Annotated in this window: 11 protein-coding genes; 2 read left to right on the top strand and 9 right to left on the bottom strand. The window is 61.2% G+C overall.

Annotated elements, in window-relative coordinates:
- Positions 1-56: 56 nt before the first annotated feature.
- From QM649_RS10550 to QM649_RS10525, 6 genes are all read right to left on the bottom strand, one after another.
- Positions 57-1,640: an efflux transporter outer membrane subunit gene (locus QM649_RS10550; protein WP_415199002.1), complete on the bottom strand. Its 1,584-nt coding sequence runs from the start codon at positions 1,638-1,640 to the stop codon at positions 57-59.
- Complete coding sequence (locus QM649_RS10545) at positions 1,637-4,726, bottom strand: multidrug efflux RND transporter permease subunit (RefSeq protein ID WP_415199001.1); 3,090 nt, start codon at positions 4,724-4,726, stop codon at positions 1,637-1,639. The genes QM649_RS10550 and QM649_RS10545 overlap by 4 nt, the downstream gene beginning before the upstream one ends.
- Positions 4,727-4,728: 2 nt before the next feature.
- Entirely contained in the window at positions 4,729-8,043 is a 3,315-nt protein-coding gene (locus QM649_RS10540) for an efflux RND transporter permease subunit (protein WP_415199000.1), read from the bottom strand.
- Positions 8,040-9,437, bottom strand: a complete 1,398-nt coding sequence (locus QM649_RS10535; protein WP_415198999.1) for an efflux RND transporter periplasmic adaptor subunit — start codon at positions 9,435-9,437, stop codon at positions 8,040-8,042. Before QM649_RS10535 ends, QM649_RS10540 begins: the two co-directional genes overlap by 4 nt.
- 456 nt (positions 9,438-9,893) lie before the next feature.
- A complete protein-coding gene (locus tag QM649_RS10530) occupies positions 9,894-10,556 on the bottom strand; it encodes an ankyrin repeat domain-containing protein (protein ID WP_415198998.1) in 663 nt (220 codons plus the stop codon).
- A gap of 24 nt (positions 10,557-10,580) precedes the next feature.
- On the bottom strand, positions 10,581-10,760 hold the full coding sequence (locus QM649_RS10525) for a hypothetical protein (protein ID WP_415198997.1): 180 nt from the start codon (positions 10,758-10,760) through the stop codon (positions 10,581-10,583).
- Between the two features lie 154 nt (positions 10,761-10,914).
- On the opposite strand from QM649_RS10525, the gene QM649_RS10520 reads away from it, so the two are divergent.
- Positions 10,915-11,196, top strand: a complete 282-nt coding sequence (locus QM649_RS10520; RefSeq protein WP_415198996.1) for a hypothetical protein — start codon at positions 10,915-10,917, stop codon at positions 11,194-11,196.
- Positions 11,197-11,310: 114 nt separating this feature from the next.
- Here the strand turns inward: QM649_RS10520 and QM649_RS10515 are convergent, their stop codons facing one another.
- From QM649_RS10515 to rpiA, 3 genes are read right to left on the bottom strand one after another with little or no spacing between them, the layout of a single operon-like run.
- Positions 11,311-12,669: a M20/M25/M40 family metallo-hydrolase gene (locus QM649_RS10515; RefSeq protein ID WP_415198995.1), complete on the bottom strand. Its 1,359-nt coding sequence runs from the start codon at positions 12,667-12,669 to the stop codon at positions 11,311-11,313.
- 26 nt (positions 12,670-12,695) lie between these two features.
- Complete coding sequence (locus QM649_RS10510; RefSeq protein WP_415198994.1) at positions 12,696-13,784, bottom strand: hypothetical protein; 1,089 nt, start codon at positions 13,782-13,784, stop codon at positions 12,696-12,698.
- Between the two features lie 53 nt (positions 13,785-13,837).
- A complete protein-coding gene (rpiA, locus tag QM649_RS10505; protein WP_415198993.1) occupies positions 13,838-14,554 on the bottom strand; it encodes a ribose 5-phosphate isomerase A in 717 nt (238 codons plus the stop codon).
- Between the two features lie 276 nt (positions 14,555-14,830).
- On the opposite strand from rpiA, the gene QM649_RS10500 reads away from it, so the two are divergent.
- On the top strand, positions 14,831-15,109 hold the full coding sequence (locus QM649_RS10500) for a hypothetical protein (protein WP_415198992.1): 279 nt from the start codon (positions 14,831-14,833) through the stop codon (positions 15,107-15,109).
- Positions 15,110-15,129 lie beyond the last annotated feature (20 nt).

Raw genomic sequence — 15,129 nt, 5'->3', positions numbered from 1 at the left:
TGCACTGAGGGCGCCGCTGATTGCGGCGCCCTCAGTGCATTTTGCAACTGTTACGGCTACTTATCGCGAGCGTACTCACCTTTTGTCGGCTTGACGCTGACCTGCGCCGGAGTCGGAAGCTGCGACACATCCCATCCGCCGCCAAGCGCTTCGATCAACTCCACCGAGGCCACGGACTCCTGGATCTGAAGCGACGCCAGGGTCTGTTGCTCCGCGAGCAGCGTGGTCTGCGCCATGGTGACATCGATATACGGATCGAGGCCGGTTTCATAGCGATGCATCTCGAGGTCGAGATACTTCTGCTCCGCAGTTACCGCTTCCTGTTCGCGGATCACCTGCTGCGATAGGATGCGGGTCGCAGCTAGATAGTCCTCTACCTGCTGAAACGCCGTAAGTACCGTCTGGCGGTAAGTGGCCACATCGGCGTTGTAGGTTGCCGTGTACTGGTTCAGCTCCGCGCGATAGAGACCGCCATTGAAGATCGTCTGCGAGATCGATGGGCCGATCGACCAGAAACGGCTCGGCCAGTCGAACCAGTGCTGAAACTGCGAGGCCTCGAAGCCGCCTTCCGCAGTGAGCGTGACATCGGGAAAGAAGTCACCGTAACCGATACCGATCGTCGCATTCGCCTCGGCCAGCGTGCGCTCGCCTGCAGCAATATCCGGCCTGCGCTGGAGCAGCTGAGACGGCACACCTACCGGGATCGGCGGCGGCGGTGTAAGCAGCCCCTTCACCGGCATGGAGAAATCGGTCGCCGGCTTGCCGATCAGCATTGCGATCGCATGCTCGTACTGCGCGCGATCCACACCCAGATTGAGCTGCGAAGACTGGGCTGCCTTCAGCGTCGCCTCGGCTTCGACGACAGAGACATAGTCATCGATACCGGTCTCATAAAGATGCCGAGTCAGGTCGAGAGCCTTCTGGTCGGCGGCTACCGTGTCATCCAGAACCTTCTGCAGCGCATCCTGTCCGCGCAGCTCGAAGAAGTATTCAGCCAGCGTGGCTTCCTCAGTCAGCTTCTCGTTTTCGAGATCCGCCGCCGAAACCTGCGCAGCATATTGCTCTTCCCTCACCTCGCTGCGAATCTTGCCAAAGAAGTCCGGCGTCCATGAGACATCGAGCGGCATCGCCCAGGTCGATGCGGTGCTGCCGGCATTTGCAGTCGAAGACTGGCCAAGGTTTCCGGAGCTCTTGGAGCGGGTCCATGCTGGCGATGTGGTGACCGTCGGCCAGTATTGCGCCTTGGCCTCGCGCACCATCGCGCGGGCAGCCATGAAGTTCTCGAAGTACTCCCGGATGTTCTGGTTGTTGATGACCAGCTGATCTTCGAGTACGTTCAGCTCCGGCTGCTGGTAGATCTCCCACCACTTGCCCTTGAGCATGGCATCATCGGGGCGCGCGACCTTCCAGCCGTCCGCATCCTGGAAATTGGCCGGCGTCTCTTTGTACGCGGGCGCGGCGGACACAGGCGCAGAGGGCCTCTGATACTTCGGCCCGGGCATGCAGCCGGAGAGCAGCAGCGAAAGGGTAGCGGCAATCGCGGTGGCCGTGCGGCCTGCGCCGGTCCGCTTCAGATGACAGGAGCCTGGAACTTCATCGTGGTTCATGCTGGGTCTCTTGGTGTGGGGCGATGTCCTCATGCGACGCCTCCCTCTGCTTCAGGATTGAATGTGTCGTGGCTCTTACCGAGCACGCGGAGCCGGGTGCGATCGAGGAACAGGTAAACGACCGGCGTGGTGTAGAGGGTAAGCAGCTGGCTCATGATCAGTCCACCGACGATGGTGATGCCAAGCGGCCGGCGAAGCTCAGATCCGGTCCCCGTACCGAAAGCCAGCGGCAGCGCGCCGAAGAGCGCAGCCATGGTGGTCATGAGAATCGGGCGGAAGCGCAGCATGCAAGCCTCGAAGATGGCGTCTTCGGTCTTCATGCCCTGCTCGCGCTCGGCCTGCAGCGCGAAGTCGATCATCATGATGGCGTTCTTCTTCACGATACCGATCAGGAGGATGATGCCGATAATCGAGATCACATCGAGCTCAGAGCCGAAGAGCATCAGCGCCACGGTCGCGCCGATGCTGGCCGAAGGCAGCGTCGAAAGAATCGTCAGCGGGTGGATGAGGCTTTCGTAAAGAATGCCGAGAACGATATACACCGCAAGGATCGCGGTGACGATCAGCATCGGCTCGCTCGAAAGCGAAGCCTGAAACGCCTGCAGCGTGCCGGAGAAAAATCCGTGGATCGTCTGCGGCATCCCCAGCTTATCCTGCAGCTCCGTGACCTCCTCCGTCGCCTGTCCCATCGAGACACCCGGCGCAAGGTTGAAGGAGATCGTAGCCGACGGGAATACGCCTGTGTGCGCTACGGAGATCGGCGTTGTCTGGGTATTTGCGCGCACCAGCGTGGAGATGGGCGTCATGCCTTCGCCGGTATAGATGTAGGTCTTGTTCAGCGCATCGGGCGATTGCCAATACTGCGGGGCCACTTCAAGCACCACGTAGTACTGGTTCATCTGCGTGTAGATCAGCGAAACCAGCTGCTGGCCGTATGCCGCATAGAGATCATTATCGATCGACGACGCGCTGGCGCCGAGACGGGCAGCGGTGGTGCGATCGTAGGTGAGGTATTCGGACAGGCCGGCATTCTGGTAGTCCGTATTCACATCCTGCAGGCCCGGCAGCTTGGCGATCTCATCCTTGAGCTTCGGAGCCCATTTCTTCAGATCGTCGAGGCTGTCCGCCTGCAGCGTGTACTGGTAGAGCGCGTTCGAGCTGCGGCCACCGATGCGCAGATCCTGCGCGGCCTGCAGGAACATCGATGCAACCGGCAGACGATTGAGCTTCGGCCGCAGGCGATCGATTACCTGCTCCGCGCTGATCTTGCGTTCGTCGAGCGGCTTGAGCGCGACGTAGATAAAGCCGCCGTTGCCGTTGCCCACGTACCCAATGACGTTGTTCACCGCGGGATCGGCCTTGATCGTCTTCACCAGCATCTTGATGGAGTTATCCATCACGGGAAACGAGGCATCCTGCGGTCCCTGTACGCCACCCACAAGCGCGCCTGTATCCTGCTGCGGGAAGAAGCCCTTGGGCACCTTGATGAGGGTCACCACGTTGAGAGCCACGACCATGATCAGAACGACCAGGATCAGGCCGGGGTTCTTCAGAACCCAGCGCAGGCTGCCGCGATAACCGCTGAGGATGCTGTCGAAGATCTTTTCGCTGAAGCGGTAGAGACGGCCATGCTCCTCGTTGTGCGCTTTCAGCAGGTGCGCGCACATGGCCGGCGTGGTGGTAATCGAGATGATCATCGACACCAGGATGGCCGTGGACAGCGTGACCGCGAATTCGCGGAAGAGGCGTCCAACGATGCCGCCCATCAGCAGAATAGGAATGAACACGGCCACCAGCGACACGCTGATCGAGAAGACCGTGAAGCTGATTTCCTTGGCGCCCTTGAGTGCCGCCTCGAAGGGCTCCATGCCATCTTCGAGATGCCGGGTGATGTTCTCCATCACCACGATCGCGTCGTCGACGACGAAACCGGTCGAGATGGTCAGAGCCATCAGCGAGAGGTTGTCGAGCGAGTAGCCGAACATGTACATCACCGCGAAGGTGCCGATGAGTGAGACCGGCACGGCCACCGACGGAATCAGCGTAGCGCGGGGACTGCGCAGAAAGACGAATACGACAACGACAACCAGGATGATCGAGAGAATCAGACTGCGCTCGACGTCGTTCACGGAGGCGCGGATGGTCGTCGTGCGATCCATCACCACCGTCATGTCGACGCCCACCGGCACCGTCGCCTTCAGGAACGGCAGCTGAGCGCGAATGCGATCGACGGTTTGAATGATGTTGGCGCCGGGCTGGCGGAAGATGATCAGCGGGATCGCAAGCTTGCCGTTGAGATAGCCGGCGTTGCGGATGTTCTCCGTCGAATCGACCACCTGCGCGACATCGGAGAGACGAACCGCGGCTCCGTTCTTGTAGCCGATGATCAGCGGCTTGTAGTCCGAAGCGTGGCCGATCTGGCCGTTGATCGTGATATCCGCGGTGTTGGCGGCATTGACAATCTGCCCGCGCGCAAGCTGCGAGTTCTCCGTGCTGAGCGCGCTCTGTACCTGGGTCAGCGTAATGCCGTAGCTGTTCAGCAGCGTGGGATTCGCTTCGACGCGTACCGATGGCAGCGCGCCGCCGCCTACAACCACCTGGCCCACACCTTCAATCTGCGAGAGCTTCTGCTCGAGAACGGTGTCGGCCTGGTCATAGAGCTTCGAACGATCGTAAACGTCCGAAGTGAGGCCGATGATCATAATCGGCGCATCCGCAGGATTGACCTTGCGATAGGTCGGGTTGCTGGGCAGGTTCGTCGGCAGATACGTGCGTGCGGCGTTGATGGCTGCCTGCACGTCGCGCGCCGCGCCGTCGATATTACGGTTCAGATCGAACTGCAGTACGAGCTGCGTCTGGCCAAGCTGGCTGGACGAAGTCATCTCGGTAATGCCGGCGATGTGTCCGAACTGGCGCTCGAGCGGCGTCGCCACGGAAGACGCCATGATCGCGGCGCTGCCACCGGAGAGCGACGCCTGCACCTGGATCGTAGGAAAGTCGACCTGCGGCAGCGGCGATACCGGAAGGACCGTGAACCCGATGATTCCCGCAATGGCCACCGCGATAGTCAGCAGCGTGGTGGCCACGGGGCGCCGGATAAATGGCGCGGAGATATTCATGTCTACGCCTGCGCCTCGCCGTCCAGCAGATGATGCCGGGCATCCTGATGCGAAGCGTCCTTATCCTTCTTGCCGCTCAACTTCGTCGCGAGGCGATCGAAGAAGATGTAGATGACCGGCGTGGTGTAAAGCGTGAGGACCTGGCTGAGCAGTAGACCGCCGACCATGCAGATGCCGAGCGGACGGCGCAGCTCCGAGCCGATACCCGAACCGAAGGCCAGCGGAATACCACCGAGCAGCGCGGCCATCGTCGTCATCATGATGGGGCGGAAGCGCAGCAGGCTGGCCTGATAGATTGCCTCCGTCGAATCGAGCCCATGCTCGCGCTCGGCCTCAAGGGCAAAGTCGACGATCATGATGCCGTTCTTCTTCACGATGCCGATCAGCAGGATGATGCCGATGATCGCGACTACGCTCAGATCCTGGTGGAAGAGCATGAGCGAAAGCAGCGCGCCGACACCCGCCGAAGGCAGCGTGGAGAGAATAGTGATTGGGTGGATGAAGCTCTCGTAGAGCACACCCAGCACGATGTAGACGACCACCAGCGCGGCAAGAATCAGCAGCGCCTCGTTCGAGAGCGAGTTGCGGAACGAAGCCGCGGTGCCCTGGAAATCAGCCTGCAGGCTGGCCGGGAAGTGCATGTCCGCGGCAACCTTGTCGATTTCAGTGATCGCTGTGCCCAGCGATGCGCCCGGGGCAAGGTTAAAGGAGACCGTCACCGCTGGAAACTGCCCCTGGTGATTGATCGAGAGAGACTCCGTCGTCGAGCCAAGCCGCGTGAACGCGCTCAGCGGCACGGCATTCGGCGCGGTGGACGAGGTCGCCGTATTGCTCGTCGTCGTGGGCGTCATGATGCTCGTAGGCGGCGTGAGCACATTGCTCGACGGCGTGTACGCGATCGATGTCGTCGTCGAGTTCGAGCCTGCCGATGTGGACGCCGAAGAGGAATACGAGGTGGAAGCACCCGCGCCGCTCGTACCGGAGGATGCATCGGACTGAATGTAGAGCTTGTTCAGCTGCGAGGGATCCTGCTGGAACTGCGGCATGGCCTCGAGGATGACGTGGTACTGATTCAGCTGCGTGTACATCGTGCTGATCTGCCGCTGACCGTAGGCGTCATAGAGGGTGTTGTCGATCGTGCTGGGAGCGATGCCGAGACGCGAAGCAGTAACGCGGTCGATCATCAGAGAAACAGCGCTCGCGCCGGTCTGCTGATCGGTCGCAACGTCTTCGAGATCGTGCAGCTTCTTCAGCTTGTCGACAAAGCGGTTCGTCCAGGTATTCAGCTCCACGCTGTTGGGGTCTTCGAGCGTGTACTGATACTGCGTGCGGGTCACGCGGTCATCGACCGTAATGTTCTGCACCGGCTGCATGTAGAGCTGGATGTTGTGCACATTCGCCAGCTTCTTCTGCAGCCTGCGGATCACGTCGGAGGCACTGAGATCGCGCTGATCGAGCGGCTTGAGGTTGATCGAGAAGCGGCCGCTGTTCAGCGTGGTGTTTGTGCCATCCGCGCCGATGAACGAGGACAGGCTCTCGACCGCAGGATCTTCGAGAATGATGCGGGCCAGCTCCTTCTGCGCCTTGGTCATGGCGTCGAAGGAGATGGACTGCGGGGCCTGCGAAATACCCTGGATCACACCCGTATCCTGCACCGGGAAGAAGCCCTTGGGGATATAGATGTAGAGCACGACAGTGAGCGCCAGCGTGCAGACAGCCACCAGCAGCGTGATCGTCTGGAAGCGGAGCACCACCTTCAGCGTGCGACCGTAGAAGGCGATCATGTTCTCGAAGACGCGCTCTGAAGCCTTGTAAAAGCGGCCTTCCTGCGCCTTGGGGTTGTGCCGCAGGATACGCGAGCACATCATCGGCGTGAGCGTTAGCGAGACCACCGCGGAGATCACGATGGTGACCGCGAGCGTCACCGCGAACTCGCGGAAGAGGCGGCCAACCACATCGCCCATAAAGAGCAGCGGAATGAGCACGGCGATGAGCGATACCGTCAGCGAGAGGATCGTAAAACCGATCTGCCCTGCTCCCTTGAGAGCGGCCTGCATCGGCGAGTCGCCCTCTTCGAGGTAACGGGAGATGTTTTCGATCATCACGATCGCGTCGTCGACCACGAAGCCGGTCGAAATGGTCAGCGCCATCAGCGACAGGTTATCGAGCGAGTAGCCGAGCATGTACATTACCGCGAAGGTGCCGATGAGCGAAAGCGGCACGGCAACCGACGGGATGATGGTGGCGTAGAGATTACGCAGGAAGAGGAAGATGACCATCACCACCAGCGCGATGGTCAGCATCATCTCGAATTCCACGTCATCCACCGAGGCCTGGATAGCCGTCGTTAGGTCGGTCAGCGTCGTCACCTGGATGCCAGCCGGCAGGTTGGCCTGCAGCTGCGGCATCAGCTTCTTAATGCTCTTGACGACACTGATGGTGTTCGCGCCGGGCTGGCGCTGGACATTGAGCACAACAGCAGGCGTCTGGTTCATCCAGGCGGCCTGGCGGCTATTCTCAACTCCATTCACGACATTCGCGACGTTCTTGAGGAAGACCGGGCCACCGTTGCGATAGGCGATGACCACATTCTTGTAGTCATCCGCCGTCACCAGCTGGTCGTTGGAGTCGATCTCCCAGTCTTTATTCGGACCGTCGAAGTTACCCTTGGCCGCATTCACGCTGGCGTCGGCCAGCGCCGTGCGGACGTCCTCCATGTTGAGGCCGTAGGCGTTGATCTGCGTCGGGTTCACCTGGATGCGGACCGCAGGCTTCTGGCCGCCGCTGATCGAAACCAGACCGACGCCATTCAGCTGCGAGAGCTTGGGCGCCATGCGCGTATCCACCAGATCCTCCACCTGCGAAAGCGGCATGGAGTCCGAGGTGATCGCCATGGTCAGCACCGGCGCATCGGCCGGATTGGTCTTGCTGTAGACCGGGGGTGCAGGCAGCAGCGAAGGCAGCAGGCTCTGCGCGGCGTTGATCGCGGCCTGCACTTCTTCTTCGGCAACGTCGATGTTCAACGTCAGGCTGAACTGCAGCACCACCACCGAGACGCCGCCCGAGCTGGTCGAGGTCATCTGGCTGAGACCCTGCATTTCGCCGAACTGGCGCTCCAGCGGAGCTGTGACGGTCGTCGCCATCACATCCGGGCTGGCGCCGGGATAAAAGGTCAGCACCTGGATCGTCGGATAGTCGACCTCAGGCAGCGCCGAAATCGGCAGCTGCGTGAAGGCGACAAGTCCGGCCAGAAGAATTGCGGCCATCAGCAGGGACGTCGCCACTGGCCGCAGAATGAATGGGCGGGAAGGACTCACGGGGTTATGCTCTCGGTGGTGTCCGTGGGGATGGGCTTCTTGCTGAGGATGACCTTGGAGCCGGGCTGCAGCTTCTCGAAGCTGCTCGTGGCTACCATGTCTCCAGGGGTGATGCCCTGAACCGCGGTCGTACCGTTATCCGAGATACCAACCTTCACATCCTGTTTACGAGCGGTGAAACCGGGCTTCTGCCCACCCTTGCCGCCGGCTCCATTGGCCGAGCCGGAGCCGCTCTTACCAGACTCATCCGAAGCCTCAGGCTGCGCTTCTTCAGGCTCGGCTTTCTGCGAGGCGTTGTCCGAGGCCTTGATCGGATCGAGCACGTACACAAACGACTCGTCGCCGTTGTGCTGGATGGCTGCATCCGGAATCAGGGTCTGGTTGTGCTGGGTCGTAACCAGCAGGCGGGTGTTCACAAAGAGATTGGGGAACAGGGCGTTGTCTTTGTTGTCGAACTGCGCGCGCAGCTTCACCGTACCGGTGGTTGTATCCACCTGGTTATCGATGGCCAGCAGCGTACCGGTCGCCAGCTTCTGGCTGGAGTCGCGGTTATAGGCATCCACGGCCAGCTTGCCGCCAGTCTGGCTGGTATGTTCCAGGATTTCGGGGAGACTGTCCTGAGCGACAGTAAAGACGACGGTGATGGGTTGTGTCTGGGTGACAACTGCCAGCTCCGTGCTGCTGCTGGCCTGCACCAGGTTGCCGGGATCTACGAGGCGAAGACCCACGCGGCCGGTAAAGGGGGCCACGATATGACAATAGGAGAGCTGTACCTTGTCGTAATCCAGCGTGCCCTGGTCGGACTTGACCGTGCCTTCATCCTGCAGGACGAGCTTCTCCTGGTCATCGAGCGTCTGCTTGGCGATCGCGTTCGCCGCCCAGGCCTTCTGGTAGCGGTCGAGGTCCATCTGCGCCTGAGCGAGAACGCCCTGGTCCTTGGCCAGCGTGCCCTCGGCCGTCTCGACATTGGCTGCGTACTGGCGGGCGTCGATATCGACGAGCGGATCGCCCTTATGTACCAGCTGGCCTTCGCGGTAGTGCACCGCGGTGATCACGCCTTCGACCTGGTTGTAGATTGCCGCAGTATAGACCGGGGTCACCGTGCCGATGGCATCGAGATACACACCGATATCGCCCTGCTTGGCGGACGAGGCCGTAGCCGTCACCGGCCCGCTGAATCCATGCCGGCCACCTCCACCACTGCCGCCTGCGGCTTTCTTGGAGTCGTCGTGATGGCGAAGAATCAGGAAGAGAATGCCGGCAAACACCAGGAGCAGGATGGCCCAAAGCCACTGCCGGCCCTTTTTCGGGGCCGCGGGTGCGGGTTCAGGGGTAGTGGATTTCGGCAACTGGTGGTCGGGCGGAATAGGTGGCTCGGGCGGTCTCTGTTCCATCGTGATTTCGTTCACCCTTCGTCAGGTTCAGGCCTGCGGGTGGGATTCAAACTACTGGTTTTGTGACACGGACGGCCTCAGTGCCATCCATCCGGTCCATAACTGTTCAGGCGTTGCGGTATTTGAGCAGGTTAAGCAGCAGACCCGGCGGAGTTGGCCGGCCACCACACAAAATTTTCCCTAAGCTGTCTCTACAGCCCGACTTAAGCGTGATTCCTAAGACGATCCGGGAAACGATATTGTTGCATCCCTTGCGGTTCTACCACGAAAAGCCAGCCGCCTGCCATGGTCCGGCCCAGCACGAAAGCGAGCGCTTCCATGGAAATTCTGAAAAGATACCCCGCTGCCGTTCGCCGGCGTATGCCCATAAGAGACATTGAAGCGAACAAAAGAGGAAGAACTTGGCCCAGTTCTGCTCTCAATTACCTGGCAGACACGTAACGGGATGAGCAACCACTAAGCCGAAGCGGTGCGATGCAGCAATTCCACGATCTCCGCGTGCCCATGCTCTCGCGCATAGTCGGATGCGGTCTTGCCTTGATGGCAAAGCAGCGACAGATCAGCCCCGTACTCGAGCAGCGCAGTCACAAAATCTCCCTTGCCTCCTGAAGCGGCCTGGTGCAGAGGCGTGTATCCGCCAGCCTGCGTGCTGTTCACGGGCGCTCCGGCCTCGAGCAGAAGACGAAGCACAGCGGCGGACTGGCTAAGCGCGACGCATGCATGCAGAGCCTGGTTGCGAAGTGCATTATGCGAAACCTGGTGAATGTGCGCGCCGTGTTCAAGCAGCAGTTCTACAGCCTGCGGCGTGGCGAAGGCCGAGGCCAGGTGCAGAGGCGGCCAGCCATCTGCGGAGACAGCACGCGCAGCCATCGCGTCTGCGGAGATGAGCGCATACATGCGGCCACAATCGCCAAGCGCGGCAGCCTCATGCACATCGGCTGGCCCGATGCGAGTGAGAAGAAAGTCGCGGATCAGCGGCTGCTGCGTATAGATGGACCACATCAGCGCGGAGACGCCCTGCGCATCGCGGCAGCGGGCAAGCTCAGGCTGCGCTTCGACAGCAGAGGCAATCTCGGCCGTCTGCCCACTGCGAATGAGGTTAAGAAACTGTTGACTCATGCGCGCCTCCTGTCTGCCTTCGCCTCAGTCTTCCCGGATGAGAATCTCTGCGAGAGTTTCCTTGTGCTTCGCCTTGCGGCGCTCAGCGCGAGGCGTGTCGACAATCACACGCTCGGCCTTCGGCTGCCCAACGCGCTCGCGGGCGTTCGCCTTCACCGCTTTCACCGCGGAGAACGTCTTCTTTTTTGCCTTCTTCGCGGCCATACGCACCTTTCCTTCGCTCCCAAGCATACGCGGATTCGCTGCAATCCCGTATCAAAGACTGGCCACATACTTTTCGCAAAGCACGAGACGTCTCTACAATATTTGCAAATGGAAGAGCGCAGCCACGGCTCGACTCTCAAGCGAAGGTGAAGCGATGGAAGAACGCGATTTTTTTGACGAAAAGGCAGAACAGCGGAATCACCAGCTGACGTGTCCGCACTGCGGCAAGGCGGACGAGTACCAATTGGGCTGGCTGGTGCGGCGCAAGAAGAACGGTCTGCCACGCCATGCCGACGAGCGTGACCGCGCCCGCTTCGCCAAGGCGCAGTCCTACATGGTTCGCAAGGATGACATGGTGGCCTGCAAGAATATCCGCTGCCGCAAGCGGTTCGATGTGGCCGGAGTGCAGTCGGTCGCCTTCCTGCAATCGGCATAACAGGTTAAGGATCACGAAGAGGGGTATGCTGCCCGCACGCCCCTCTTCCTTTCACGCTCGATTATGGATGGCCCACTCAAGCCTGCAATTGGCTGGGTGCGACCAGATCGACGGTCAGCGCGCCGCCTCAACCAGTCCGGTCTTCTGATCGATCCGGCTCAGGCGATACATCAGCACCGCATCGCGCTTGGTGTTGACCGGCTGCGCGGCAAGATCAATCGTCTCGCCGGGAGCGTGCGCTCCGTCTCCCGTTGCCCCTACGCCGGCAAGTCCCGGCACGATATCCGCCACGAACGCAATGTCGCCTGCCCCGCGCTTCATCGGATCCAGCTCCGGCATCGGTGCAAAACCAAGGCTCGCATTCGCCCGGTTCAGAATCGCCAGTACCGCGCGATTCTCCGCTGTCGCGGCCATCGCCGGATAACCCTCACCGAAGCTGATCGTGGCGCCCGTCCTGGCGAGATGCTGCGCGACAATCTCCTGCATCTTCTTCTCCACCCGGTCGGTCTGCTCATTCGAAAGCGTACGGATATCACCGCTCGCGAAGGCCGAGGGCGGAATCACGTTGTTCTTGGCCTCAACCGTCGCGTTGTTGCCTGCCTCATCCAGCTTGATGTCCGTACCGCCCAGCACCATGCCGACGTTATACGTCAGCCCGGCCTCGGGCAATTGCATGCGGAAGGCATCGAGGATGCGCGTGAGCTCAAAGATCGCGCCGTAGCCCTTTTCCGCTGAGAAGATCGCAGAGGAGTGTCCGGTCTCGCCTGTGGTCCTGATCTGCCAGGTGATCGAGCTGCGGCGGCTCACCGATCCGTAAAAAATGCCGTTGAAACGCGGTGTGCCCTCGAACTCGAGAGCCACATCGCTATGGTGCGCAGCCTCGATCATGTCACGCCGTGAAATCGTCACCGGTTCGCCGTGCGCTTCTTCATCGCCGCTCAGGACCACGGCAATCTCGGTCTGCTTCAGGACGCCCGCAGCCTGCATCGCCTTGAGCGCATAGATCATGTCGACCAGCCCACCCTTCATGTCATTCGTGCCCGGCCCCGTCGCAATGGTGCTGCCCGCTGCGGGCGGTGCGTACGCCTGGAAAGCGCTGTTCTTCTCAAAGACCGTGTCCATGTGGCCGATAAGCAGCATGCGCTTACCACACTTGCCCGGCTCAGGGCAGGGATGCTCCGCGACAAGCACACCGGCGCGCTGCACCTGGCTCATATCCAGCCAGCGAACCTGAAAGCCCAGGCCAGCCAGGTCATCCGAGAGAATCTTCCCGACCTCGCGCACGCCTTCAAGGTTGTGCGTGCCGCTGTTGATCGAGACGAGCTTTGCCAGCAAGTCACTCGATTCCTGCTCATGCGCATCGATGTAGGACACCATCGTCTTTTCCGGCGCGGTGAGCGGAGCAGGCGACTGGGCGAACGCAGAAAACGGCAGCACGGCAGCGGCAGTGAGCAGAGCAAGCTGGGATCTCATGTGTGGAGAGCATACCAAGGCCAGCTCTATGCGCCATCCGGATACCCTCCCCGATGAAGAACGGTGGGATAGTGCGGCAGCACGGTCATCGCAGGGCGAGAGGCACGCCAGCCCTGGGAATGAGGAACCAGACCCGCCAGCAGATCGGCTTCAGGCAGCGCGGCCAGGGACGCATACAGATCAGAGAGCTCATTCCGGCCGAAACGCTGCACCCATTCCTTCTCAATCGCCGACACCAATCTCCGGTTCGCCTCCTGCGCGAGAACTCCCTTCTCTGTGAGACGGATAACCCTCACGCGGCTGCCCGGCGATTCCGGCCCACTCACTGCATAACCAGCTTTGTCGAGGACACCGAGGGCCATCGTATTCGCCTCGGCAGAGATACCAGTCAGAGCTGGCAGATCGCGCCTCCGCGTGCCTTTGTCGGAGAGCACACGCAGGGTGTTCGCGGAAATAGCAAGGGACAGCTCCGACTGCCTTTCGAAGTCGATAGTGAAGGCGAGGAGCACATGCGAAAGCAGTGCCGGAAGTGAAAGCCGGTCTATTTCTTCCCGCCCCGTTCTGGGCGTAGCCGCGAAACGACCGAGCGGCGCACGCAGGCCGTAGCCGAGAATCGGGAGGCTATCGGGGAGATGATGCTCAATCCGGCCCGCCACTGCGATGAGTGCCCGGCGCAAGGACTCGATCGCCGGATCCCCCAAACGGCCGCGCCAGCGCGTTTCGATCTCAGCCGCGAGCGGTAGCCATGCCTGCCGGGCAGAGAGGCCACCGCGGGTCAACCGCACGATCCGGTCACCGGGCGGTCCGGCAACAAGGCTGGGCGAAAGAGTGAGGTAGCCCCACCAGCGAGTAAGCCGTGTGAGCCACTGCTTCAGCGACGACTTGTCCAAACCGGTGACATGCAATAGTTCGCGCACGGAAATACCCGATTCCGGCACATGCACGAGAAAGTGCGACCAGATCGCATACGAAACCAGCCACTGCGCGCCGGGATCATGCGCGGCAGATCCTTTCGGGACATCGGAGATGCGATGAGGGACGCGCTGTTCAAAGGTGTTATCCAGCTCGATGGTGAAGGCCACCAGAGCCCGGGAGAGCAGCGCGAAAAGAGGCAATTCGCGGCCGGATTCTCTCGATTCCGGAACGGATTGCCTCTTGGCCTGCACAGTTACTTCACGATTGGATCGAGGATCTCGATGCCGTCCGGGCTGCCGATGACGACCTGGCTGGCCATGTTCAGGAAGAGCCCATGCTCGACCACACCAACGGTGCGGTTGAAGGCTTCGGCGGCCTCCTCCGGCGAAAGACCGGAACCGGGCAGGTCGCAGTGGAGAATGTAGTGCTGGCCGTCCGTGATGTAGGGCTTGCCATCCTCGTGCACGCGCAACTCAGGCGAGAAGCCGAGCTCGCGCAGACGGGTCGCAGTGCTCTCCCATGCAAAGGGGACAACTTCCACCGGAACCTGAAAGACCGAACCGAGCGTATCGACAAGCTTACGAGGGTCAACCGCAATCAGGAGGCGGTCGGCGATGATTTCGACCAGCTTCTCGCGCAGCAGCGCGCCGCCGTGGCCCTTGATCAGATGAAGCGTACCGCGCTGGACCTCATCCGCGCCGTCGACCGCGAGATCGAGCCGGGGCGTCGAGGCGAAGTCGGTGATGGGAATCCCCAGCGCCACGGCCTGGTTGTGCGACTGGATGGAGGTGGCGATGGCCTTGATGCGCAGCCCCTCCTTGACGCGGCGGCCAACCTCGTCGATGACCAGCTTGGAGGTGGTGCCGGAGCCGAGGCCGACGGCCATGCCGTCCTGAATCTGCGCGGCGGCGTACTCGGCGGCCTTGCGCTTGGCTGCCTCGGCGGGATCGTGCTGAACAGAAGTGCTCATGCCCCGGGTGTATCACGAGGGGGGCAGCGGGTTCAATTTTTCACACAGCGAACGGGTTACTTCGGAGCCTCGACGGATGCGACAGGAATCCCTCCGGACGGCGGACCGCATCCACCCCTTAGGACGGTGATCCTGCTCTCGGGCATCGCCCGGAAAAGCACGCTCTCCCGGAAATCCGTATCTCTGGCCTGTACAACGAAAGCTGTTCTCTGCTTTACTGTTTCGCGAAACGCCGATGGCACGCGCAGGACATCGAACAAACCAAGGAGCTTCCGGATGGCCAACCTGACGATTCCCGTGGAAGAGCAGAACGCATCGCCCGACGAAATCGAAATCCTCGACAGGCGGCGGCGCTGGGGGCTGGCACTGCAGGTCATCGCCGGACAGTTCGGCTTCTTCGCGATCCTGCTCACCCTCTGGTCCGGCCAGGATCTGACCTACTCGCCGGGATGGCTGCACCCGATGTTCTACTACAACGTGCTGGCGGTCGTCGCCGCGCTGGGTTTCGGTGGATATGGAGCCTATCTGCGCCGGGGCGCGCCGGAGTTTTTTTAGGCACACCGGCGAATGGAAAA

The organism is Silvibacterium sp. (assembly GCF_047605705.1).
In the GTDB taxonomy this organism is placed as follows: domain Bacteria; phylum Acidobacteriota; class Terriglobia; order Terriglobales; family Acidobacteriaceae; genus Silvibacterium.
The sequence above is the reverse complement of the archived record's forward strand: the minus strand, read 5'-3'. Positions and strand labels throughout refer to the sequence as shown.